Genomic DNA, 22,106 nt, shown 5'->3' with positions numbered 1-22,106 from the left:
AGGACGCTGAAGGCATGGCAGCACACCCCGCACACCAACCCCATGTCGTGGTGCACGCTCCGGGCCTGGACGGTTCGCGGCGCGTCACCGTGGACGAGGAGAACCTGGGCGTCGCCTCGCATCTGGACGACGTCGTCGAGCTGCTCCGGCTCGTCGACCTGGACCGGATCGAGGTCGAGGACGACGACATCGTGGAGTGGCAGGGGGGCGGTCCCGACGACTGGCCGGGACTGTCCGAGCACCACGAGCCGTGAGCGGGCGTACGACAGCGGTCGTACGCCTGCTACGGAATCCTCAAATCAACCTCTGAACATGGGTCAGGGAGCTTCAACGAGCCCCTGCCCCGGGCACATTCTTCTACACGTGGGGCCCGCCGGCACGGGGGCGGCGGGCCGCACGACGGGGGACGGCTTCGGGGGAGCCGGGCACGGCAAAGGGCGGTCCCACCTTCACGGTGGGACCGCCCTTCGGCCGTACGCGCTGTCAGACCTTCAGCGGCTTGATCGACGTCGGCGCGTGGGCCGGCTCCGTCGCGATCTCCTCGAACTCGACCACGTTGCCGATGTCGTTCGTCGTCGACATCGAGATGTTGGTGACCCGCTCCAGGATGGCCTCGACGACGACCGGGACCCGGAACTCGGCGGCGAGCTTCTTCGCCTGCTCCAGGGCGGCGCCCAGTTCCGCCGGGTCGGTCACCCGGATCGCCTTGCAGCCGAGGCCCTCGGCGACCTTGACGTGGTCGACGCCGTAGACGCCCAGCTCCGGCGAGTTGATGTTCTCGAACTCCAGGTTGACCTGGAAGTCGATGTCGAAGGCGCGCTGGGCCTGGCGGATGAGGCCCAGGTAGGAGTTGTTCACGAGGACGTGGATGTACGGGATCCGGTGCTGGGCTCCGACGGCCAGCTCCTCGAGCATGAACTGGAAGTCGTAGTCGCCGGAGAGGGCGACGACCTGTGCCTCCGGGTCGGCCTTGGCGACGCCCAGTGCGGCCGGGATCGTCCAGCCCAGCGGGCCCGCCTGGCCGCAGTTGATCCAGTGCCGGGGCCGGAAGACGTGCAGCATCTGGGCGCCGGCGATCTGGGAGAGGCCGATGGTGGAGACGTACCGGGTCTCCGGGCCGAAGGCCTTGTTCATCTCCTCGTAGACGCGCTGCGGCTTGATGGGGATGTCGTCGAAGTGCGTACGGCGCTGGAGGGTCGCCTTCTTCTCCTGCGCCGAGGCCGCCCACGCCGAGCGGTCGGGCAGCCGGCCGGCCGCCTGCAACTCCCGCGCCACCTCGACGAAGAGCTCCAGGGCGGCCTTGGCGTCGGACGCGATGCCGTAGTCCGGGGCGAAGATCCGGCCGATCTGGGTGGGCTCCACGTCGACGTGGACGAACTTCCGGCCGGCCGTGTAGACGTCCAGCTTGCCGGTGTGGCGGTTGGCCCAGCGGTTGCCGATGCCGAGGACGAAGTCGGACTCCAGGAAGGTGGCGTTGCCGTAGCGGTGCGAGGTCTGCAGGCCCACCATGCCGGCGTTCAGCTCGTGGTCGTCCGGCAGGACGCCCCAGCCCATGAGGGTCGGGACGACCGGGACGCCGGTCAACTCGGCGAACTCGACCAGGAGTTCGGCGGCGTCGGCGTTGATGACACCGCCGCCGGCGACGATCAGCGGGCGCTCGGACTCGTTGAGGAGCGTGAGCGCCTTCTCGATCTGGGCGCGGCTCGCGGCCGGCTTGTAGACCGGGAGCGGCTGGTACGTGTCCGGGTCGAACTCGATCTCGGTGAGCTGGACGTCGATCGGGAGGTCGACGAGGACCGGGCCCGGGCGGCCGGAGCGCATCAGGTGGAAGGCCTGCTGGAACACGCCGGGGACCTGGGCGGCCTCCAGGACGGTCACCGCCATCTTCGTCACCGGCCCCGCGATGGAGGCGATGTCGACGGCCTGGAAGTCCTCCTTGTGGATCACGGCGGTCGGGGCCTGGCCCGTGATGCACAGGATCGGGATGGAGTCGCCGGTGGCGGAGTACAGCCCGGTGATCATGTCGGTGCCGGCGGGGCCGGAGGTCCCGATGCAGACGCCGATGTTGCCGGGGTGGGTCCTCGTGTAGCCCTCGGCCATGTGCGAGGCGCCCTCCACATGGCGGGCGAGGGTGTGGTGGATGCCCCCGGAGGCCTTGAGCGCGGCATAGAAGGGGTTGATCGCCGCGCCGGGGACACCGAACGCGTCCGTGACACCTTCGCGCTTGAGGATCTCAACTGCCGCGCGGGCAGCGGTCATTCGAGCCATCGAGTACTCCTGCTTCGACTGCTTCTGATGCTTCGGCTGTCGGATGCGTACTCCCGTCGCGCCCCGCGGCGAGCACTTCCGTATTGCGGAATATGTTTTCTACTATCTGGAAGCAATGTAAGTGGAGGGGGCGAGGCCGTCAAGGGACGAAGGTGCTCAAGGGACGGACAGACGGCCGCTTCCTGGAGGACGATGAGGCCATGTCCGAGAGCGTGTCGGTGCGCTGTCCGGTCTGCCGGCGCGAGCACCTCTACGCGGCGCCGTCGTACCCGTGCGAGTGCGGCGCCCCGGTCTGTCCGCCGCTGGACCGGCACGGCGCGCCCGTGGCCGTCACCCACCAGGTGTGGGAGGAGGCGTGGGTCTGCGTGGAGTGCGCGGTCTGCGGCCGCGAGGCCGAGTGGCCGCAGCCGGAGCTGGGCTGTGGCTGCGGGACGGTGCTGCGGATCCCGGTGGCCGGGGAGGCCTCCCCCGAGGCGGGGCCGCAGCCGGAGGCGGCCGCGCCCGCACGCCGCGCCTTCCAGCCCATCACGATCCGCACCGCGCGCGACGCGGTCACCGTGGCCGCGCTGTATCTGCGCTGGCTCGGCTACCAGGACATCCGGCGCGCGGACCAGCGGCCGCCGTCCGGCATCGGGCTCGCGGCCCGCGGACTGCTGGCCCAGGTGGACCCGACCGTACGGCCGGCCTCACCTCGGGACGTGGAGTGCCTGTGGCTGACGGCCATGACGGAGTCCGCGCACTGCGTGTACTTCTCCCTGGCCGGCTACACCTCCGAGGCCCGCACCCGCGCCGACACCCTGGGCGTCCCCCTGTTCGTCCTGGACCTGACAGGCACCCCCCAGCCGGTGAACGCCCCAGCGGACGAACTCGGCGGGCCGTAGGCCTCCGGCGGCCCGGGGGTCCTGGAGATCCGGGAGCCCGGAGGGCAGGCCGAGGCGGAACCGACCCGTGCGACCGACGGACGGGACCGCCGGCCCACACCACCGCGGACCGGGAGGCCCCGCCAACCACCCCGAGCACGGCGGGAGTCCGGGCGGCGGGCCGAGGCGCGACAGACTCCTGCGACCCACGGACCGGGGCCGGCCCGCACCACAGCAGACCGGCAGGCCCCGGCAGCCGCCCCCCGAGCACGGGAAGCGGCGGGCGCCACCCCGGCGCCTGACCCCTGACACTCGCCCTTACCCCGGACGACACGATGTCCGGAGGTGGGCAGGGGCGGGACCGACTCGTGCGACCGACCAGCCGGGGGCTGCACCACGCCACGCCCCCGACCACCGGACGCGAAGGACACCACCCCGGCACCTGACCCCTGGCAGTCACCCTCACCCCAGCCAGAAGGAGAACTGGGCGGGGCCGACCGACCGACCCGGGGGGCGGGATCCCGGAGCCGCCCGACCACCGGACGCGGAGGACGCCCCTGGCCGCCGGGCCCCGGCGCCCGGCACCGCCCGGGTGCCGGACGGCACGGGCAGGGGGCACCGGCGCGGCCTACGGGAGGACCCTGCGAGGCGGCGGCCGCGGTGGGCGTCCCCCCGTAGCTCACCCCGCCCCGTACCTCACCCCGCCCCGTCCCTCACCCCGCCCCGTACGTCTCCCGCAGTTCCACCTTGCGGACCTTTCCCGAGACCGTCATCGGGAAGGCGTCGAGGATCTGCAGGCGGGTCGGGATCTTGTAGTGGGCCAGCCTGCCGTCGCAGAAGGCGCGCAGGTCCTCCAGGGTCGGCGGGGCCGCCGGGTCGCGCGGGATCACGCAGGCCAGCACCTCCTCGCCGTAGCGCTCGTGCGGGACGCCGACCACCTGGACGTCCGCGATCCCCGGGTGGCCGTAGAGGAACTCCTCGATCTCGCGCGGGTAGATGTTCTCGCCGCCCCGGATGATCATGTCCTTGATGCGGCCGACGATCTCGACGTACCCGTCCTCGCGCATCATCGCCAGATCACCGGTGTGCATCCAGCGACCGGGGTCGACGGCCTCCGCGGTCTTCTCGGGCTCGTCCCAGTAGCCGAGCATCACGCTGTAGCCGCGGGTGCACAACTCCCCCGCCGTGCCCCGGGGTTGGGTCACGCCGGTCGCCGGGTCCACGACCTTGACCTCGATGTGCGGCAGGACCCGGCCGACCGTGCCGGTGCGGTGCTCCAGGTCGTCGTCCCCGCGGGTCTGCAGCGAGACCGGCGAGGTCTCCGTCATGCCGTAGCAGATGGACACCTCCGCCATGTGCATCTCCGCGACCACCCGCTTCATCACCTCCACCGGGCACGGCGAGCCCGCCATGATGCCGGTGCGCAGCGAGGAGAGGTCGTAGCTCGCGAAGTCGGGGAGGTTCAGCTCCGCGATGAACATGGTCGGCACGCCGTACAGCGAGGTGCAGCGCTCCTGCTGGACGGCCCGCAGCGTCGCCGCCGGCTCGAAGGACGGGGCCGGGATGACGATGCAGGCGCCGTGCGAGGTGGCCGCCAGATTGCCCATCACCATGCCGAAGCAGTGGTAGAAGGGCACCGGGACACAGACCCGGTCCTGTTCCGTGTAGGAGATCAACTCGCCCACGAAGTAACCGTTGTTGAGGATGTTGTGGTGGGAGAGCGTGGCCCCCTTGGGGAAGCCCGTGGTGCCCGAGGTGTACTGGATGTTGATCGGGTCGTCGCAGGACAGTTCCGGGTGCACCGCGTCCGGCACGGCCCGCCCCAGCAACTCCCCCCAGCTCGGGTCGCCGATGTACACGACCTCCCGCAACTCCCCGCACCTGCCCCGCACTTCGTCGACCATCGCCCGGTAGTCGCTGGTCTTGTGGCGCAGCGAGGCGAAGAGCAGGGAGATCCCCGCCTGCCTCAGCACGTACTCGACCTCGTGGGTGCGGTACGCCGGGTTGATGTTCACCATGATCGCGCCGATGCGGGCGGTGGCGTACTGGACGAGCACCCACTCGGGGCAGTTGACCGCCCAGATTCCCACCCGGTCGCCCTTGGCCACCCCGGAGGCGAGCAGCGCGGACGCCAACTCGTCGACGTCGGCGCCGAACCGGGCGTAGGTCCAGCGCCGCCCGGACGGCACGTCGACGAGCGCCTCCCGGTCGGGCCAGGTCGAGACGGCCCGGTCCAGGTCGGCCCCGATGGTGTCGCCGAGCAGTTCCGTCGTGCTGACGCCGTGCGCGTACGAGTTCACCGGAAGTCCTCCTCGCGGTACTCCGCGTCCGACCCCGCCGCCGTGGCCTCGCGGAGTTCGATCCGCCGGATCTTGCCGGACACCGTCTTGGGCAGCTCGCCGAACTCCAGCCGCCGGATCCGCTTGTAGGGCGCCAGCGCCTGCCGGGAGTGCTCGAACAGCACCTTGGCGGTGTCGGGACCGGGCTGCCAGCCCTCCGCCAGCACGATGTACGCCTTCGGGACCGCGAGCCGCAGTTCGTCCGGGGCGGGCACGACGGCCGCCTCGGCGACCGCCTCGTGTTCGAGGAGCGCGCTCTCCAGCTCGAAGGGGCTGATCTTGTAGTCGGAGGCCTTGAAGACGTCGTCGCTGCGGCCGATGTAGGTCAGGTAGCCGTCGGCGTCCCGCGAGGCCACGTCCCCGGTCCGGTAGTAGCCGCCGGCCATCGCCTCCGCCGTGCGGTCCGGGTCGCCGTGGTAGCCGGTCATCAGGCCGACCGGGCGGGCGGCGAGGTCCAGCGCGATCTCGCCCTCGGCCGCCCCGGGCGCGCCGGAGACCGGGTCGAGGAGCTCCACCTTGTAGCCGGGGCTCGGGCGGCCCATGGAGCCGGTCTTCAGCACCTGGCCGGGGCTGTTGGAGACCTGCACGGCCGTCTCGGTCTGTCCGAAGCCGTCCCGGATGGTGATGCCCCAGGCCCGTCGGACCTGCTCGATGACCTCGGGGTTCAGCGGCTCGCCGGCGGCGACCACCTCCCGGGGCGGGGTGCGCAACTGGGTCAGGTCGGCCTGGATGAGCATGCGCCACACGGTCGGCGGGGCGCAGAAGGTCGTGACCCCGGCCCGGTCCATCTCGGACATGAGACGGCCGGCGTCGAAGCGGGTGTAGTTGTGGATGAAGACGGTCGCCTCGGCGTTCCACGGCGCGAACAGGTTGGACCAGGCGTGCTTGGCCCAGCCGGGCGAGGAGATGTTGAGGTGCACGTCACCGGGCTTGAGCCCGATCCAGAACATGGTCGCCAGGTGCCCGATCGGGTACGAGGTGTGGGTGTGCTCGACGAGCTTGGGCCGGGCCGTCGTCCCGGAGGTGAAGTACAGCATCAGCGGGTCGTCGGCGAGGGTCGGCCCGTCGGGCAGGAACTCCTCGGGGGCGGTGTACGCGTCCTCGTACGGCTGCCAGCCCTCGGGTACGCCGCCGACCGCGATGCGCGTGTAGTCGCCGGGCACCTCGTCGAACTTGCCGGTGTCCTCGGCCCGTACCAGGACGTGCCGCACCCGGCCGCGCTCGACGCGGTCGCGCAGGTCGGCGGGGCCGAGCAGCGGGGTCGCCGGGATGACGACGGCCCGCAGCTTCATGGCCGCGAGGGCCGTCTCCCACAGCTCGGTCTGGTTGCCCAGCATGACGAGGATCCGGTCCTCGGCCTCCACCCCGCGCTCGCGCAGCAGGTTGGCGACGCGGTCGGACCGCTCGGCCATCTCGGCGAAGGACAGCCGGACCTCGCCGCCGTCCTCCTCGACGATGTGCAGGGCGGTGCGGTCGTTGCCCTGCGCGATGACGTCGAACCAGTCGAGCGCCCAGTTGAAGTGTCGCGGGCGGGGCCAGGCGAAGCCCTCGTACGCCGTGGCGTAGTCCTCGCGGTGTTGCAGCAGGAAGTCCCGCGCCCCGCGGAAATCCTCCGTGGCCGTCATCTTGCGTCCTCCTCGTACCGGACCATTGCCGGGCGGCTCTCTGCCATCGTGTAATCCGTGATGCAGGTCTCACTACCCCCGAACGGGGGTGTGTGCGGCGGTGAAGGGACGAACAGGTGACAGTGGACGCGGCCGGCGCGGTGGAGATCCGGCGTGCACTCGTGCGGCTGCGGCGCACCACGGGCCTCCCGGTCGCGTTCGGCGGTCTGGTGGAGTCCGGGCGCCCGCAGATACGCATCAGCGAACTGAGCGGCACGTCCACCACCTCGCTGCTCGCGCTCGCGGTGACCTCGGGCAACGGCCTCGGCGGCAGGACCGTCGCGCTGGCCCGCCCGTGCGCCGTGGCGGACTACTCACTGTCCCGGCAGATCAGCCACGAGTACGACGCCGCCGTCGCCGCGGAGGGCCTGCGCTCGGTGCTGGCCGTGCCCGTGGTCGTACGGCGCCGGGTGCGGGGCGTGCTGTACGGCGCCCTGCGCGACGCCCGGCCGCTGGGCGACCGGACCCTGACGGCGGCGGTGGACGCGGCGCGGGACGTGGAGCAGGCGCTGGTCGTGGACGACGAGGCCCGGGACGTGCTGGCGGCGGCGCGGGCCGAGCCGGGGCGCGGTGACACCTCCGCGTGGGAGCAGGTCCGGGAGGCGCACGCGGCACTGCGGGCGTTGGCCCCGCGGATCGGCGACCCCGCGCTGCGGGCCGAGCTGCTCGACGCGTGCGCGCTGCTGACCTCGGATTCCGCGCCCTCGGACGCGGTCGCCCTGGCCCCTCGTGAGCTGGACGTGCTGGCCTGTGTGGCGGCCGGGGCGACGAACGCGGTGGCGGCGGAGAGGCTGGGCGTGAGCGCCGAGACGGTCAAGGCGTACCTGCGGTCGGCCATGCGCAGGCTCGGGGCGAGGACACGGGGCGAGGCGGTGGTCGCCGCGCGCCGGGCGGGACTGCTCCCGTGAGACCGGCCGCTCCCGTACCATTTGCAGACATCTCATTCATTCGCGGGCGCTTTGAATTTCTTCATGCGGAACCGGTTGTTATTTCCCTCACCGCTTCTTCCCGTCGAATTTCGAAGCACCTTGCCTAATATTGGCCAGGACACGACACAGGGAGGGGAGCGGTGACCGTGCCACGCGACTTCCAGGAGCCTGCGAGATGCCGCCCCGACCTGGTCATCGGACGGGACGAGCTGTTCGGCCAGGCCCGTGAGCAGTTGGCCCGCGGCGGCAGCGTGCTCCTGCACGGTCCCGCCGGAATAGGAAAGTCGACCGTGCTGCGGGCCCTGGCCGCGGAATGCGCCGAGACGGCCCAGACCGTGTTGCGCTGCTCGGCCACCGAGTCGGAATCCCACCTCCCCTTCCTCGCCCTCGCCGACCTCTTCGGCCTGGTCCTCGACGACGTCTCCGACCAATTGCCCGCGGCCCAGCGCACCGCGCTGGAGTCGGCGCTGACCGGGCGGGGCGAGTCCACCCTCCAGCGCGACGGCCTCGCCCTGCGCCTGGCGGTGCTGTCGGCCCTGCGCGCCCTCGCCGCCCAGGGGCCGGTCCTGGTCGTCGCCGACGACGTGCAGTGGCTGGATCCGGCCAGCCTGGAGCTGCTGGGCTTCGCCGCCCGGCGGCTCGGTGACATCCCGGTCCGGATGCTGTGCGCGGTCCGGACCGACGGCCCCGAGTACGACCGTCATCTACGCGCGTTGCCACCGGACAGCCTCGCCGTCCGCTTCAACCCGCTCACCCGCGCCCAGGTGGCCGCGCTGCTCGACCACCGCGGCTACACCGGTCTCCAGCGCTCCACCGTCCGGGACATCCACCGCACCAGCGGCGGCAACCCGTTCTACGCCCTGGAACTCGGCCGCGCGCTCAGCGAGAACCCGACCCCGCCCCGCCCCGGCGAGCCGCTCCCGGTGCCCACCTCGCTCAGGGCCCTGGTGCTCAGCCGGCTGGAGATGCTGTCCGAGGAGGCCCGGCGCACCCTCCTGGTGGCGAGCGCGGGCGCCCGTCCCACCCCGGCCCTGCTGCACGCGGCCGGCCGCGTGCACGCCGAGGCCGAGATGGCCCAGGCGGCAGCCCTTGGCCTGCTCGCGACGGAGGCCGAGGGGCCCGCCGTACGCTTCGCGCATCCGCTGATCTCGGCCGCGCTGTACGCGGAGGCGCCCGCGCAGGAACGGCGGGACGCGCACCGGGCGCTGTCCACGGCCGCCTCCGACCCGATCGAACGGGCCCGCCACCTGGCCCTCGCGACCAACGGCACCGACCCGGAGGTGGCCGCCCGGCTCGCCGAGGCCGCGGCCCTGGCCCGGGACCGGGGCGCCCCCTCGGTGGCCGCCTCGCTCGGGCTGCTGTCGGCCCGGCACACCCCGGCCGACTCCGTGCCCGCCCCGGACGTACGGCGGCTCACCGCGGCCGAGGACGCGATCACCGCCGGGGAGCTGGATCTGGCCCGGGACATCGCCCGGGACGTGCTCACCCGGGCCACCGTGCCCGCGGACCGGGTGCGGGCCTGGATCATCGTGATCGACACCGCGGGCCACGCCATGACGGAGGTCGACGAGGTCTTCCCGCAGGCGCTGGCCGACGCGGGCGAGGACCCCGAGCTGCTCGCCCTGGTCCGCTACCAACTGGCCTGGCGGGCGCTGCTCGTCGAGGGCGACTTCGACGAGGCGCGCGGGGAGGCGGCGCACTCGGCGGCGCTGGCCGCGCGGGCCGGCGACCGCTACAACGAACTGATGGCGCTGGCCTTCCAGGCCCAGCTCGAGACCCTGATGGGTCATCCGGACGCCCCCGCGACCATCAAGCGCGCCCTGAAGGAGCCCCAGGACCCACGGGTCGCCGTCCACCACAACGGAGCCGGGTACTCCCGCTTCCGCTGGCTCATCATGAGCGACCAGTTGCCGGAGGCGCGGGCGACGGTCACCGCGCTGCTGCGCGAGGTGCGGCGGCGCGGGTCGGTCGAGAGCGAGGTGCACTTCCTGCGCGGGGTGGCCGAGACCGAGCTGCGCTCCGGGCACTGCGGGCGGGCGCTCGACGTGGCCCGGGAGAGCCTGCTGATGGCCCGGGACACCGGAATCGGCGAGGTGGCCTCGGCCGTGCTCGCCTCCATCGCGGAGGCCTCGGGCGGCCAGGTCGAGCGGGCACTGGAGCTGGCCCGGGAGGCGGTCGACCACGCCGAGGAGAACGGCGACCAGATGTACGAGTCCCGGGGCCTGGCCGCCCTCGGGTACGCCCAGCTCGTCGCCGGGGACGCGCAGGGCGCGGTCCGTTCGCTGCGCCGGGTGCGCGAGCTGGAGCACGGGCTCGGCATCACCGACCCGGCGCGCGGCCGCTGGCAGGGCGACCTCGCCGAGGCCCTCGTACGGATCGGGGAGACCGGCGAGGCGCAGGACGTCATCGACGTGACGCGGGTGAACGCCCTCCGGCTCGGCCGGGAGAGCGTGCTCGCCGTCCTGGACCGGGCCGAGGCCCTGGTGCGGGCGGCACGCGGTGAACACGACGCGGCGCTGGTGCAGTTGACGTCGGTGCAGGATCGTCTCGCCAAGCTGGGCTACGGCCTGGAAGAAGCCCGCGCCGCCTTCGCCCTGGCCCAGTTGCGCACCCGGCGGCCCGGTCCGACGTCGTACGACGAGGCGGCCCGGCTGTTCCGGCGGTGCCGGGCGCTGCCGTGGCTGCGGCAGGTGGAGGCGGCCGCGCTGGCCCGGCCCGCGGAGCCGGAGCCCGCGCACACCGTGGCACCGGATGGGCTGGAGAGCCTCGAAGGGCTCGCCTCGATGGAGCGCCAGGTGGCCGCGCTGGTGATGGAGGGCGCCACCAACCGGGAGATAGCCGCACGGCTGTTCATCAGTGTGAAGACGGTCGAGGCGACACTCACGCGGGTCTACCGCAAGCTCGGGATCCGCTCCCGGGTGGACATCGTCCGGCTGGCGGCGGGGCGCAGGCCGTAGCCGAGGGGTCGTCAGAACCGTTTCCTCCGGGGCCGACCGAGGGTTTTCCCTGCCCAACTCCCTTAGGGGGTTCCCTCATTGGGAAGGGGAACTTCCGCGTTCTAGCTTATGAACGTGCCGCTCGCCGGGCATACGGGGGTCGGTCCCGCGACCCCCGTGCATCCCCCACACCCGCGCGACCCCCCACCGGCAACCCCGAGGAGACTCACCGATGTTCGGTCTCACCCGTGCGAAGAAGGCCGGCGCCGTCGGCCTGGCCGCCGCGGCTGCCGCCGCCACCGCGTTGATCGGCGCCCCCACCGCCGTCGCCGCTCCCCAGCCCATCGTCGGCGGTACGACGACGACCACGACCGCGTACCCGTTCATGATGCAGATCACCGACGCCTCGCAGAACCAGTTCTGCGGCGGCACCCTGGTCTCCGCGACCAAGGTCGTCACCGCGGCCCACTGCATGGTCGGCGAGAGCACCAGCAGCGTGAGAGTCGTCGGCGGCCGCACCTACCTCAACGGCACCAACGGCACGGTCAGCCGGGTCAGCAGGATCTGGATCAACCCGGGTTACACCGACGCCACCAACGGCGACGACGTGGCCGTGCTGACCCTGTCGACGTCGATGCCGTACACGACGGCGTCGTACGTCTCCTCCTCCCAGACGAGCGTGTACGCGGCCGGCACCACGGCCCGCATCCTCGGCTGGGGCACCACCTCGTCGAACGGCAGCTCCTCCAACCAACTGCGGACCGCGACCGTCCCGATCGTGTCCGACACGAGCTGCCGGAGCTCCTACGGTTCGGACTTCGTCCAGACCGACATGGTCTGCGCCGGATACACCTCCGGCGGCACAGACACCTGCCAGGGCGACAGCGGCGGTCCCCTGCTCATCGGGGGCGTCCTGGCAGGGATCACTTCATGGGGAGAGGGCTGCGCGCAGGCCGGTTACCCGGGTGTCTACACCCGGCTGACCACCTTCTCCAGCCTGGTGACCGCGCAGGTCAACTCCTAGCTCCCCAGAGGTTCGCCTGAGCATCGCTCAGGTGCGAGACCGGGGGCGTTGCGGGCCACCACGAGCGGCCCGCAACGCCTTCGTCCATGTTTGAATGACGGCCATGGTGTCCACGGACCGCGTCCTCGCCTTCGCCGCGATGTCCCTCCTCGTGATCGTCATCCCGGGTCCCAGCGTGCTGTTCGTCATCGGCCGGGCCCTCGCCCACGGCCGGCGCACCGCCGTGGCCACCGCCATCGGCAACGTCTTCGGTTCCTACCTGCTCGTCGTGGCCGTGGCGGTCGGGATCGGCTCCCTGGTGGAGCGGTCGACGGCCGTCTACCTGGGGGTGAAACTGGCGGGCGCCGCCTATCTGGTCCTCCTCGGCGTCCAGGCGTTCCGGCACCGCAAGGAGCTGACCGCGGCGGCGATCGCACGGCCGCCCGCCGGACCGGCGCGCGGCGACCTGCGGACCGTCCTCGACGGCGCCCTGGTCGGGGTCACCAACCCGAAGGGCGTGGTCTTCTTCGCGGCCGTGCTCCCCCAGTTCGTGGACCACGCGGCGGGCCACGTCCCGGCGCAGATGCTGCTGCTCGGGCTGGTCCCCATCACCATCGGCCTGGTCACGGACACCCTGTGGGGCCTGACCGCGTCGGCCGCCCGCACCTGGTTCGCGCGCTCCGACCGCCGTCTGTCGCTGATCGGCGGAGCGGGCGGGTTCACGATGATCGGGCTGGGCCTGACGGTGGCGGTGACGGGCCGGGCGGACTGAGGCGTTCGGTTCAGACCGGCTGCTGCACGACGGTCCCGAACCGGATGTCGTACGACGTCCCCGGGTGCAGCGTGGCGAGCATCCGCTCCCCCTCGGCGGTGACGTCCTCCCGCTGGGCCCGGGTGATCCGGTCGAAGGGCTCGACGACGAGGGCGTCCGCGGTGAGCTTCCAGACGCCCGCGAGGAAGCCGTCGACGAGGAGCGTGCAGTAGGCCTGGTTGCCCTGCCAGCTCCGGCCCCAGTACTCCTTGGGCACCACGCGGGTGCGGTCGGCGTGGGAGAGCAGCAGGTTGTCGAACTCCGGGAGGAAGCGCGGCGGGGCCGGGGTGTCCTCGGCGGGGCGCGGGGCGTCCGGGAGGTCGAAGAGCTCGACGCCGTTCTCGTCGCGGAAGGTCCGCAGCCCGGGGCGGAGCCGCTCGAAGGCGTCCCGGAGGCGGGTGAGCCCGGCCCAGGTCTGCATGTCCTTGACGGAGGCGGGGCCGAAGGCGGCGAGGTAGCGCAGGACGGTGGCGTCGGGGGTGGGGGCGGGTTCGGCGGGGCGGCCGAGCCAGTGCTCGGCCGTGGTGAGCGCCACCTGGCCGCTCCTGCCCCACAGCCCGCGCGGGGTGACCTGGACGAGGGGGAGCTTGCAGCGGGCGGCGATGGCGAGGGCCTGCGGGTCGGCGTCCGGCCACTCGACGAGGAGGGCCTCGCGCAGTTCCTTCATGGTGCGCGGCTCGGTCTCGACGAGCTCCCGGGCGAGGACGGCGAGGCGGTCGAGGTCGACGCCGGCAAGTCCCTTGCGGAAGTTGCCGAGTTCGCGGTCGCGGGCGGCCTGCACGAGGGGCCGCAGGGTGAGGCAGTCCTCGGCGGTGTGGGTGTGGATGGTCGAGCGCATGGTGACGATCCGGACGACCTCCCGGTCGGCCATCAGCTCCGACAGCGCCTCGGGGGTGAACCCGTCGAGACGGGCGGCGAGCGCGTAGTACGGCGGCTTGACGTTCTGGGCCTGGAGACCGAGCAGATGCCCCACGGCGGCCTTCGCGGACAGGCCGGACCGGTTCAGGAGCAACTGCCGGTCGAGGGTCGCGCGGTTCAGGGCGCGGATGCCGAGCACGGGGGCCGAGGCGGTCGTCTTCGTCATGGGGAACACGCTAGACGGGCTTGCGGACGGGTTCTGTCCGCAACTCTCACCGGGTCCTCGCCCGCTTCTCCCCGGGATGCGATTCGTCCCGTATACCCTGCTCCGTGATCACGCCTACGCCGGCTCGACCCGACAGCGAGAGGCAGCCACGATGTCCGAGCGACGCGCCCGCCCCGCCGCGAAGAACGCAGCCGCCAAGAACGCCAGGAGGTCCGCCTGGCGCCGTGCGCTGACCCCGCCCGCCGCACCGCCGCAGCCTCCGGCGGACACCGCCGGTCCGCCCGCCGCGGAGCCGCCCGAGCCACCGAGCATCGTCCAGGCGGCCCTCTACCGGGACGGGGTGCGCGTGTCCTCCCCGGCGACGCTCGCGGACACCTTCCGCCAACTGCGCGAACAGCCCGCCGACATGGCCTGGATCGGCCTGGCCCGGCCGCCGGAGAGCGAACTCCTCTCCCTGGCCGAGGAGTTCGACCTGCACCCGCTGTCCGTCGAGGACGCGATGGAGGCCCACCAGCGCCCCAAGCTGGAGCGCTACGGCGACACCCTGTTCGTGGTCCTGCGGGCGGCCCGCTATCTGGACGCTCCCGAGGAGGTCGACTTCGGCGAGCTGCACGTGTTCGTGGGCCCGGACTTCGTGATCACGGTCCGGCACGGGGCGGCCCCCGACCTCTCGGCGGTCCGCCACCGCATGGAGCAGACCCCGGAGCTGCTGGGGCTGGGCCCCGAGGCCGTCCTCTACGCGATCCTGGACACGGTGGTCGACGGCTACGCGCCGGTCGTCGCGGGCGTCCAGAACGACATCGACGAGATCGAGACGGAGGTCTTCCGCGGCGATCCGGAGGTCTCCCGCCGCATCTACGAACTCTCCCGCGAGATGGTCGAGTTCCAGCGCGCCACCCGCCCCCTCGTCGGCATGCTGCACGCCCTGATGGCCGGCTTCGCCAAGTACGGCACCGACGAGGAACTCCAGCGCTATCTCCGGGACGTCGCCGACCACGTCACCCACACCAGCGAGCGGGTCGACGGCTTCCGCCAGGCCCTGGCCGACATCCTCACGGTCAACGCGACCCTGGTCACCCAGCAACAGAACGCGGAGATGCGGGCGTTGGCGGAGGCGGGGTTCGAACAGAACGAGGAGATCAAGAAGATCTCGTCCTGGGCGGCGATCCTGTTCGCGCCGACGCTGGTGGGGACGATCTACGGGATGAACTTCACGCACATGCCGGAGCTGAGCTGGAGGTTCGGGTACCCGTTCGCGATCGGGCTGATGGGTGTGGTCTGCGTGAGCCTGTACGTGATCTTCAAACGGCGGGACTGGCTCTGAGGGGGTGGCCGCCTCAGAGCGTGGGGGTCCGGGTGAGGCGCGCCGCCAGGGTGGCCGCGAACTCCTCCGCCCGGGAGAGCTGGACGCGCAGGTCCTCCACACGCCGCTGGGCGGCCTGTTCGAAGCCGCGGATCCGGTCCAGCAGCGCCTCGCGCTCCTCGGGGGGCAGTCCGTCGTCCGCGTCGAGGCGGTCGGTGGCCTCCAGCAGGGCGCGCATCTCGTCGAGGGTGAAGCCGAGGGGCTTCATCCGGCGGATGACCATCAGGCGGGCGACGTCGGCCGGGGTGTAGAGACGGAAGCCCCCCTGGGAGCGGGCGGAGGGTGTGACGAGACCGGCGTCCTCGTAGTGCCGGATGGTGCGCAGCGACAGCTCGGTCCGTGCGGCGACCTCGCCGATCTGCATGTGCTCGCTGCTCACGTGCTGCCTTCCTCGTCCGCCGCCCCGACCATCTCTACCCTAACGTTAGGGTAGAGTTGCGCCGGTACCGGGTCGTCCGTGTGCCGTGCCGTTTCCGTGGCGCGGGGCGCCGTCCCGCACCCGTCAGCCGTGTCGGGGCCGAGGAAGCCCCCGGCGAGGACCGCAGTCCGTGCAGCAGGAGAGAGCGTGCGCATGTCCATGATGCCCGGCGCCGCCGCCTGTCCGCCGTGACCCTTCGCCGCCGTGCGGCGCCCCGCCGCGTCGCGGGCCGCCTCGCTGCCGTTGTCTGACCTCCCCCTTGATGGACGGCCGTCCCGGCCCGCCATGCCTTCCCGCGCGCCCGCCGTGATGCAGGGTGTGCCCGAGCACGACAGGTTCCGCTTCTCTTGTCCTCCTCCGCACCCTCCCCGGCCGCATGGCTGCGCGGATCCCGCCGCCCCGCCTGGCTGTCCGACCCGAAGGTCCTGCGCACCGAGGTGCTGGCCGGACTCGTCGTCGCCCTGGCGCTGATCCCCGAGGCGATCTCGTTCTCGGTCATCGCCGGGGTCGATCCGGCAATCGGCCTGTTCGCCTCGTTCACCATGGCCGTGACCATCGCTGTCGTGGGCGGCCGACCGGCCATGATCTCCGCCGCCACCGGCGCGGTCGCCCTCGTGATCGCACCGGTCAACCGCGAGCACGGCTTCGGCTACCTGGTCGCCACCGTCATCCTCGCCGGTGTCTTCCAGATCGCCCTCGGCGCGCTCGGGGTGGCGCAACTGATGCGCTTCGTGCCGCGCAGCGTGATGGTGGGCTTCGTCAACTCCCTCGCCATCCTCATCTTCATGGCGCAGGTGCCGGAGATGACGGACGTACCGTGGCCCGTCTACCCGCTGATCGCGGCCGGCCTGGCGCTGATGGTGCTCTTCCCGAAGGTCACCCGGGTGGTCCCGGCCCCGCTGGTGTCGATCGTGATCCTCACCGTCGTCACGGTCGCCGCGGGCATCGCCGTGCCGACGGTGGGCGACAAGGGCGCCCTGCCGTCCTCGCTGCCGGTGCCGGGCCTGCCGGACGTGCCGTTCACCCTCGACACGCTCACCACCGTCGCCCCGTACGCGCTCGCCATGGCCCTGGTCGGTCTGATGGAGTCGCTGATGACCGCCAAGCTGGTCGACGACATCACCGACACCCGGTCCTCCAAGACCCGCGAGTCGATCGGCCAGGGCGTCGCCAACATCGTCACCGGGTTCTTCGGCGGCATGGGCGGCTGCGCCATGATCGGCCAGACGATGATCAACGTACGGGTCTCCGGTGCCCGTACCCGGCTGTCGACGTTCCTCGCGGGGGCGTTCCTGATGGTGCTGTGCGTGGTCTTCGGGCCGGTGGTCTCCGACATCCCCATGGCCGCGCTCGTCGCGGTGATGGTCATGGTGTCCTTCGCGACCTTCGACTGGCACTCGGTCGCACCGAAGACGCTCAGGAGGATGCCGGCCGGGGAGATCGCCGTCATGGTGATCACCGTCGTGTGCGTCGTCGCGACCAGCAACCTCGCCATCGGGGTCGTCGTGGGCTCGATCACCGCGATGGTCGTCTTCGCCCGGCGGGTCGCCCACCTCGCCGAGGTCACCGCGGTCACGGACCCCGACGGCGGCACGGTCGTCTACCGGGTCACCGGCGAGCTGTTCTTCGCCTCCTCCAACGACCTCGTCGGCAGGTTCGCGTACGCCACCGACCCCGACAAGGTGGTCATCGACCTGTCCGCGGCGCACATCTGGGACGCGTCCTCCGTCGCCGCCCTGGACGCCGTCGAGACCAAGTACGCCCAGCGGGACAAGACCGTGGAGATCATCGGGCTGAACGAGCACAGTGCCCGGATCCACCGGACGCTCAGCGGCGAGCTGGCCGGCAGTCACTGACGGGGGTGCGCGGGTCGGCGGCTGCGCACGAGCGCCGGGAGCCGGCGCCGTCGTAGGAGCGCGGGTTTGTCCGGTCGTCGCTCCGGGGGCCGGCACCAAGGCGGTACCGGCCCCCGGGAGCACGTCGGATCAACCGGGCCAGGTGCCGGTCAGGCTCCGTGCGGCGGTGGCGCCGCCGCGGTCCACGACGGCCTTGACCGCGGCGAAGATCGCGCCCTGAAGCGTGGCGGCCAGCACCACTTCGCCCCAGTTGCGCTCCTCGTCGGTGGCGTCCGGGGCGTCCTGGTCGTGGCCCAGCATCTTCCAAGCCTGCTTGAACACGGCACCGGCGACGACGCCGCTGACGGCGCCGACGACCAGGCCGACCGGCTTGTAGGCGATCTTCGACGCTTTCATCGGTTCATCCCTTGCGGCGGCAGGCCAGCCAGACCACCGCGGCCGCGCCGGCGGCCGCCAGCAGCAGCTTGCGGTTGTCGCGTGCCAGCTCCGCGCCCCGCGCGGTCTTGTTCTGCACGGGTTCCGGAGCCTTGTCGTGCCAGAGCTGGGTGGCCTGGGCTGTCTTCGTACGGGCTTGTTCGGCGGCCTGGGCCGCCTTGTCCTTGACCGGGTCGGGCAGCTTGTCCTGTGCCTGATGGGCCAGGTCGACGGCCTTGGTCTTCAGTTGGCCGGCCTTGACGGCGGCCTGCTCCTTCGCGTGCGCGGCCTTGACCGTGGCCTGCTCCTTGGCCTGCGCGGCCTTGACGGTGGCCTGTTCCCTGGCGTGGGCGGCCTTGACCGTGGCCTGCTCCTTGGCCTGGGCGGCCTTCTGCTGGGCGCGCGCCTTGACGTCGGTCTTGGCGGCGAGCGCCTCGACGGTGTCGCCGAGTTCGCTGCGGGTCTGCTCGACCTGCTCGCGGAGTTCCTCGGGACTGGAGGCGGTCGGCTCGTCGTGGGGTGGCTGGGTCATCGCTGTGCGCTCTCCTTGATCTCGGCCACGTCGGCCTTGACGTTCTCGATCGTCTGCTCAGGTGTGGGCGGGGCGGCCTGGCTGACCTGCTTCTTGCCGCTCAGGGCCATCACCGCGGCGATCACTCCCAGCACGGCGGTCACGATCAGCGCCGCGGCCCACACGGGAAGCGGCACGGCCAGCGCCGCGATGGCGGTGGCCACCAGGGCCTGCAGCATCAGGAAGCCGACCAGTCCGGCACCGCCGAACAGTCCGCCGCCCTTGCCGTAGCGCTTGCCCTTCTCCTTCATCTCCGCCTGCGCCAGGCGCATCTCGCCTCGCACCAGCTCAGTGAGCTGCTGCGAGGCCCTCTGCACCAGCTCGCCCACCGGCTCCTGGCCGGAAGGACGTGTGCTGTGGTCGGTCCCGGACGAGTACGGCTGCGTGCTCGACACGGCCATCACCTCCCATCCCTGTGCTTGCGTACGGCCGGCTGGTCCGGCCCGTTCCGCCGGCGAGTACCCCGCACCACGCGGCTCAGGGCAGACCGACGCACAAATCTGAACCTGTCGCGTCCCGCGTGGTGAGCACGGCGACGGCCTATGCGAGCCGGCGGTGGTCCTCCTCGTCCCACTTGCGGGTGTCGCGCGGCTCGACGTACGGCTCCTCGGTCTCCGGGTGGCCGCCGGCGACCGCGCGCTGGCGGATGCCCTCGGCGTCGAACTCCAGGCCGAGCAGGATCGCGATGTTGGTGATCCACAGCCAGATGAGGAAGACGATCACTCCGGCGAAGGTGCCGTAGGTCTTGTTGTACGAGGCGAAGTTCGCCACGTAGAGCGCGAACGCGGCGGAGGCGATCATCCAGATGACCACCGCGAGGAAGCTGCCCGGCGTGATCCACTTGAAGCCGCGGACCTTCGCGTTGGGGCTGGCCCAGTACAGGATCGCGATCATGAGCGTGACGAGGACGACCAGGACCGGCCACTTCGCGATCGCCCACACGGTCAGAGCCGTGTCACCGACCCCGAGCACGTCCCCCGCCCGCTGGGCCAGGGGGCCGGTGAACACCACGATCAGGGCGCTGACCACGGCGAGGACCATCAGGACGACGGTCAGGGCCAGCCGCAGCGGCAGCACCTTCCACGCCGGACGGCCCTCGGGCACGTCGTACACGGCGTTGGAGGTGCGGATGAACGCCGCCACATAGCCGGACGCCGACCACACGGCCAGGACCAGGCCGACGATCGCCATGACGGAACCGACGCCGGCACTGCCCTGCAACTGCTGCACCGCGTTGCGGATCACGTCGCTGGCGGCACCTGGGGCCAGTTGCTGGACGTTGTCCAGCACCTTGTCGGTGGTCGACTTGCCGGCGAGGCCCAGCAGGGAGACCAGCACCAGCAGCGCGGGGAACAGCGACAGGATGCCGTAGTACGTCAGGCCCGCCGCGCGATCGGTCAATTCGTCCCGCTTGAACTCCTTCAACGTGCCGCGCAGCGCCGCGGACCACGACTGCCTCGACAGCCCGGTGGGGCTGCTCGGCGCGTTGCGCTCCACGTCCGGCCCCGGCCCGTACCGCGTCGGTTCGTCCTGACGACCGCGGGAATCGAAGCGGTCGTCGTAGGGATCGGTGCGGCTTTCCTGTCGGGTGCCGTCCTGCTGTTCCTCGCCCTGGGGGGCCTGGTCCTGGGGAACGTTCTGATGCCTGTGTCCGAGTCTCATAAGTTTCGACATATCGGGCGGGTAACCACAAATGCCGCAATCACGCGACCGGAAAAAGCTCACCCCCGTGCAGGGCCGGGCAGGACAGCCGGCCTCCTATGACATGGGTTGGAGAACGGCAGGTCACAGCGGTCCGGGCGCTGCGCGGATCACCAGGCGACCGCTCCGTGACGGTCGCGGAAGACTCCGGTCGGGCCGTCGGCCCCGATGGTGGCGAGGGCGACGATCGCGTCGGTCCCCTCGGTCACCGTCTGCGGGCCGCTGTGCCCGTTGAAGTCGGTCGCGGTGTAACCCGGGTCGGCCGCGTTGACCTTCACGTCCGGCAAGGACTTCGCGTACTGCGTGGTCAGCATGGTCACGGCCGCCTTGGACGCCGTGTAGAGGGGTGCGACGACCCGGCCCTCGGCCCGCGAGGCGTCATGGGTCAGCTCGAACGAGCCCATGCCGCTGGACACGTTGACGACGACCGGGTTCGAGGACCTGCGCAGCAGGGGCAGGAAGGCGTGCGTCACCCGGACGATCCCGACGACGTTGACGTCGAGGACCGCGTGCGCGTCGGCGGCCGTGAGTTCGTCGGCGGGGGCGTGCGGTCCGAGGACGCCCGCGTTGTTGATCAGTACGTCGACGGCACCCTCGCGCGCGGCGACGTCGGCGGCGGCCGCGGCGACGGACGCGTCGTCGGTCACGTCGATCCGGACGAAACGGGCACCGAGTGCGTCGGCGGCGGCCTGGCCGCGCTCGGGATCGCGGGCGCCGACGAGGACGGTGTGCCCGGCCTCGATCAGACGGCGGGCGGTCTCGTATCCGAGGGACTTGTTGGCTCCGGTGATGAAGGTCGTGGTCATGCCCTCACTGTCGGCCCGCGCCACGAGGACAACCAGTGCCCCCCGCGACGGTAGGACTGCCAGTACCAGGCACGACGGCCGTGCGGCGGACACAATGGTCGCGTGGACGAGACCCTTGGCACGGCACTGCGCCGCTGGCGCGACCGGCTTTCCCCCACCGACGTCGGGCGGCCCGCGCGGCCCGGCCGACGGGCGGCCGGGCTGCGCCGCGAGGAGCTCGCCGACCTCGCGGGCCTGTCGGTCGACTACGTGGTGCGGCTGGAGCAGGGCCGTGCCACGAGCCCTTCGGCGCAGGTCGTCGCGAGCCTGGCCAGGGCCCTGCAACTACAGCCCGTGGAGCGTGACCACGCCTACCGGCTGGCCGGTCTCCTCCCGCCCCAGGAGGGGACGATCTCCACGCATGTCCCGGCGGGGGTCCAGCGCATGCTGGCCCGCCTCGGCGAGTTCCCGGTGGGCGTGTTCAGCGCCGACTGGACGCTGCTGACCTGGACCCCGGCGTGGGCGGCACTGCTGGGCGACCCGAGCGGACGGACGGCGAGGGAGCGGAACCTGGTGCGGGCGGTCTTCGCCACGGGGCCCTCCGGGCTGGCGGCCTGGCCCGTGCTCCAGGACGACGAGTCCCTCCTGGGCCCCGCCCTCGTAGCCGATCTGCGCGCGGCCCTCGTGACCTACCCCCGGGACCACGGTCTGAGCGAGCTCGTGGAGGAACTGCGGTCCGCCGGCACCGAGTTCGCCCGGCTGTGGGACGAGGGTGCGGTCGGACCGCACGTCTCGTCCCGCAAGACCGTCGTGCACCCCCAGGTCGGCGAGGTGACCTGCGACTGCGACGTGCTCACCGTCCCGGGCTGCGACATCCGCCTCGTCGTCTACACGGTGGCCGCGGGTTCCGCCGACGCGGAGAAGCTGGAGTTCCTCCGGGTCACGGGCGGCGTGCGCACCGACGGCTCCTCGTCCGACGGCTCCTCGTCCGACGGCCCATCGGCCCAGGGACCCGGCCTGTTCTCCACCCCGTGACAGCCGCCCGGTCGCGCCCGGGCCGGACCGCCGCCCGACCGCGCCCGAGGGGGGACCGCCGTCCTGCCG

At 72.0% G+C, this 22,106-nt stretch carries 19 protein-coding genes; 9 read left to right on the top strand and 10 right to left on the bottom strand.

Going from position 1 to position 22,106, the window contains the following annotated elements; all coding sequences use genetic code 11:
• Positions 1-14: 14 nt before the first annotated feature.
• Positions 15-254 (top strand): hypothetical protein, encoded by a 240-nt coding sequence (locus ACZ66S_RS16340; RefSeq protein ID WP_469902191.1) that lies wholly within the window; start codon positions 15-17, stop codon positions 252-254.
• Between the two features lie 229 nt (positions 255-483).
• Here the strand turns inward: ACZ66S_RS16340 and gcl are convergent, their stop codons facing one another.
• Positions 484-2,268, bottom strand: coding sequence for a glyoxylate carboligase (gene gcl, locus ACZ66S_RS16335; RefSeq protein ID WP_469902190.1), 1,785 nt, complete (start codon positions 2,266-2,268; stop codon positions 484-486).
• 200 nt (positions 2,269-2,468) lie between these two features.
• Here gcl and ACZ66S_RS16330 point away from each other — a divergent pair, with 200 nt between their 5' ends.
• Positions 2,469-3,149: a hypothetical protein gene (locus ACZ66S_RS16330; protein WP_469902189.1), complete on the top strand. Its 681-nt coding sequence runs from the start codon at positions 2,469-2,471 to the stop codon at positions 3,147-3,149.
• 692 nt (positions 3,150-3,841) lie between these two features.
• On the opposite strand, the gene ACZ66S_RS16325 is transcribed toward ACZ66S_RS16330, so the two are convergent.
• Together ACZ66S_RS16325 and ACZ66S_RS16320 are read right to left on the bottom strand one after the other, a co-directional pair.
• A complete protein-coding gene (locus tag ACZ66S_RS16325) occupies positions 3,842-5,428 on the bottom strand; it encodes an AMP-binding protein (RefSeq protein WP_469902188.1) in 1,587 nt (528 codons plus the stop codon).
• Positions 5,425-7,092, bottom strand: coding sequence for an AMP-binding protein (locus ACZ66S_RS16320; protein WP_469902187.1), 1,668 nt, complete (start codon positions 7,090-7,092; stop codon positions 5,425-5,427). The genes ACZ66S_RS16325 and ACZ66S_RS16320 overlap by 4 nt, the downstream gene beginning before the upstream one ends.
• Before the next feature lie 116 nt (positions 7,093-7,208).
• Here ACZ66S_RS16320 and ACZ66S_RS16315 point away from each other — a divergent pair, with 116 nt between their 5' ends.
• The 4 genes from ACZ66S_RS16315 (at position 7,209) to ACZ66S_RS16300 (ending at position 12,771) form a co-directional block, all read left to right on the top strand.
• Positions 7,209-8,039 carry a response regulator transcription factor gene (locus ACZ66S_RS16315; RefSeq protein ID WP_469902186.1) on the top strand — a complete coding sequence of 277 codons (831 nt, stop codon included), beginning with the start codon at positions 7,209-7,211 and terminating at the stop codon, positions 8,037-8,039.
• 161 nt (positions 8,040-8,200) lie between these two features.
• Entirely contained in the window at positions 8,201-11,017 is a 2,817-nt protein-coding gene (locus ACZ66S_RS16310; protein WP_469902185.1) for a helix-turn-helix transcriptional regulator, read from the top strand.
• Positions 11,018-11,228: 211 nt separating this feature from the next.
• Positions 11,229-12,020, top strand: a complete 792-nt coding sequence (locus ACZ66S_RS16305) for a S1 family peptidase (RefSeq protein ID WP_469902184.1) — start codon at positions 11,229-11,231, stop codon at positions 12,018-12,020.
• Between the two features lie 103 nt (positions 12,021-12,123).
• A complete protein-coding gene (locus tag ACZ66S_RS16300; RefSeq protein ID WP_469902183.1) occupies positions 12,124-12,771 on the top strand; it encodes a LysE family translocator in 648 nt (215 codons plus the stop codon).
• 10 nt (positions 12,772-12,781) lie between these two features.
• Here the strand turns inward: ACZ66S_RS16300 and ACZ66S_RS16295 are convergent, their stop codons facing one another.
• Entirely contained in the window at positions 12,782-13,894 is a 1,113-nt protein-coding gene (locus ACZ66S_RS16295; RefSeq protein ID WP_469902182.1) for a winged helix DNA-binding domain-containing protein, read from the bottom strand.
• A gap of 151 nt (positions 13,895-14,045) precedes the next feature.
• Between ACZ66S_RS16295 and ACZ66S_RS16290 the strand changes: the two genes are divergently transcribed.
• Positions 14,046-15,218, top strand: coding sequence for a magnesium and cobalt transport protein CorA (locus ACZ66S_RS16290; RefSeq protein ID WP_469902181.1), 1,173 nt, complete (start codon positions 14,046-14,048; stop codon positions 15,216-15,218).
• A 13-nt stretch (positions 15,219-15,231) separates the two neighbouring features.
• On the opposite strand, the gene ACZ66S_RS16285 is transcribed toward ACZ66S_RS16290, so the two are convergent.
• Positions 15,232-15,636, bottom strand: a complete 405-nt coding sequence (locus ACZ66S_RS16285) for a MerR family transcriptional regulator (RefSeq protein WP_469902180.1) — start codon at positions 15,634-15,636, stop codon at positions 15,232-15,234.
• Between the two features lie 386 nt (positions 15,637-16,022).
• On the opposite strand from ACZ66S_RS16285, the gene ACZ66S_RS16280 reads away from it, so the two are divergent.
• Positions 16,023-17,531 (top strand): SulP family inorganic anion transporter, encoded by a 1,509-nt coding sequence (locus ACZ66S_RS16280; protein ID WP_469902179.1) that lies wholly within the window; start codon positions 16,023-16,025, stop codon positions 17,529-17,531.
• A 129-nt stretch (positions 17,532-17,660) separates the two neighbouring features.
• On the opposite strand, the gene ACZ66S_RS16275 is transcribed toward ACZ66S_RS16280, so the two are convergent.
• The 5 genes from ACZ66S_RS16275 to ACZ66S_RS16255 form a co-directional block, all read right to left on the bottom strand.
• Positions 17,661-17,927 (bottom strand): DUF4235 domain-containing protein, encoded by a 267-nt coding sequence (locus ACZ66S_RS16275; protein ID WP_469902178.1) that lies wholly within the window; start codon positions 17,925-17,927, stop codon positions 17,661-17,663.
• A 4-nt stretch (positions 17,928-17,931) separates the two neighbouring features.
• The gene (locus ACZ66S_RS16270; protein WP_469902177.1) at positions 17,932-18,477 is read right to left on the bottom strand and encodes a DUF3618 domain-containing protein; all 546 of its coding nucleotides are present in this window, start codon (positions 18,475-18,477) and stop codon (positions 17,932-17,934) included.
• Positions 18,474-18,917 carry a phage holin family protein gene (locus tag ACZ66S_RS16265; RefSeq protein WP_469902176.1) on the bottom strand — a complete coding sequence of 148 codons (444 nt, stop codon included), beginning with the start codon at positions 18,915-18,917 and terminating at the stop codon, positions 18,474-18,476. Before ACZ66S_RS16265 ends, ACZ66S_RS16270 begins: the two co-directional genes overlap by 4 nt.
• Positions 18,918-19,056: 139 nt before the next feature.
• Entirely contained in the window at positions 19,057-20,178 is a 1,122-nt protein-coding gene (locus ACZ66S_RS16260; protein ID WP_469902175.1) for a YihY/virulence factor BrkB family protein, read from the bottom strand.
• Positions 20,179-20,327: 149 nt separating this feature from the next.
• Positions 20,328-21,023 carry an SDR family NAD(P)-dependent oxidoreductase gene (locus ACZ66S_RS16255; protein WP_469902174.1) on the bottom strand — a complete coding sequence of 232 codons (696 nt, stop codon included), beginning with the start codon at positions 21,021-21,023 and terminating at the stop codon, positions 20,328-20,330.
• A 102-nt stretch (positions 21,024-21,125) separates the two neighbouring features.
• Between ACZ66S_RS16255 and ACZ66S_RS16250 the strand changes: the two genes are divergently transcribed.
• Entirely contained in the window at positions 21,126-22,037 is a 912-nt protein-coding gene (locus ACZ66S_RS16250; RefSeq protein ID WP_469902173.1) for a helix-turn-helix transcriptional regulator, read from the top strand.
• Positions 22,038-22,106 lie beyond the last annotated feature (69 nt).

Source organism: Streptomyces sp. NPDC107471 (assembly GCF_055582845.1).
Note: the sequence above shows the minus strand (reverse complement) of the source record. Positions and strands in the feature narration are given on the sequence as shown.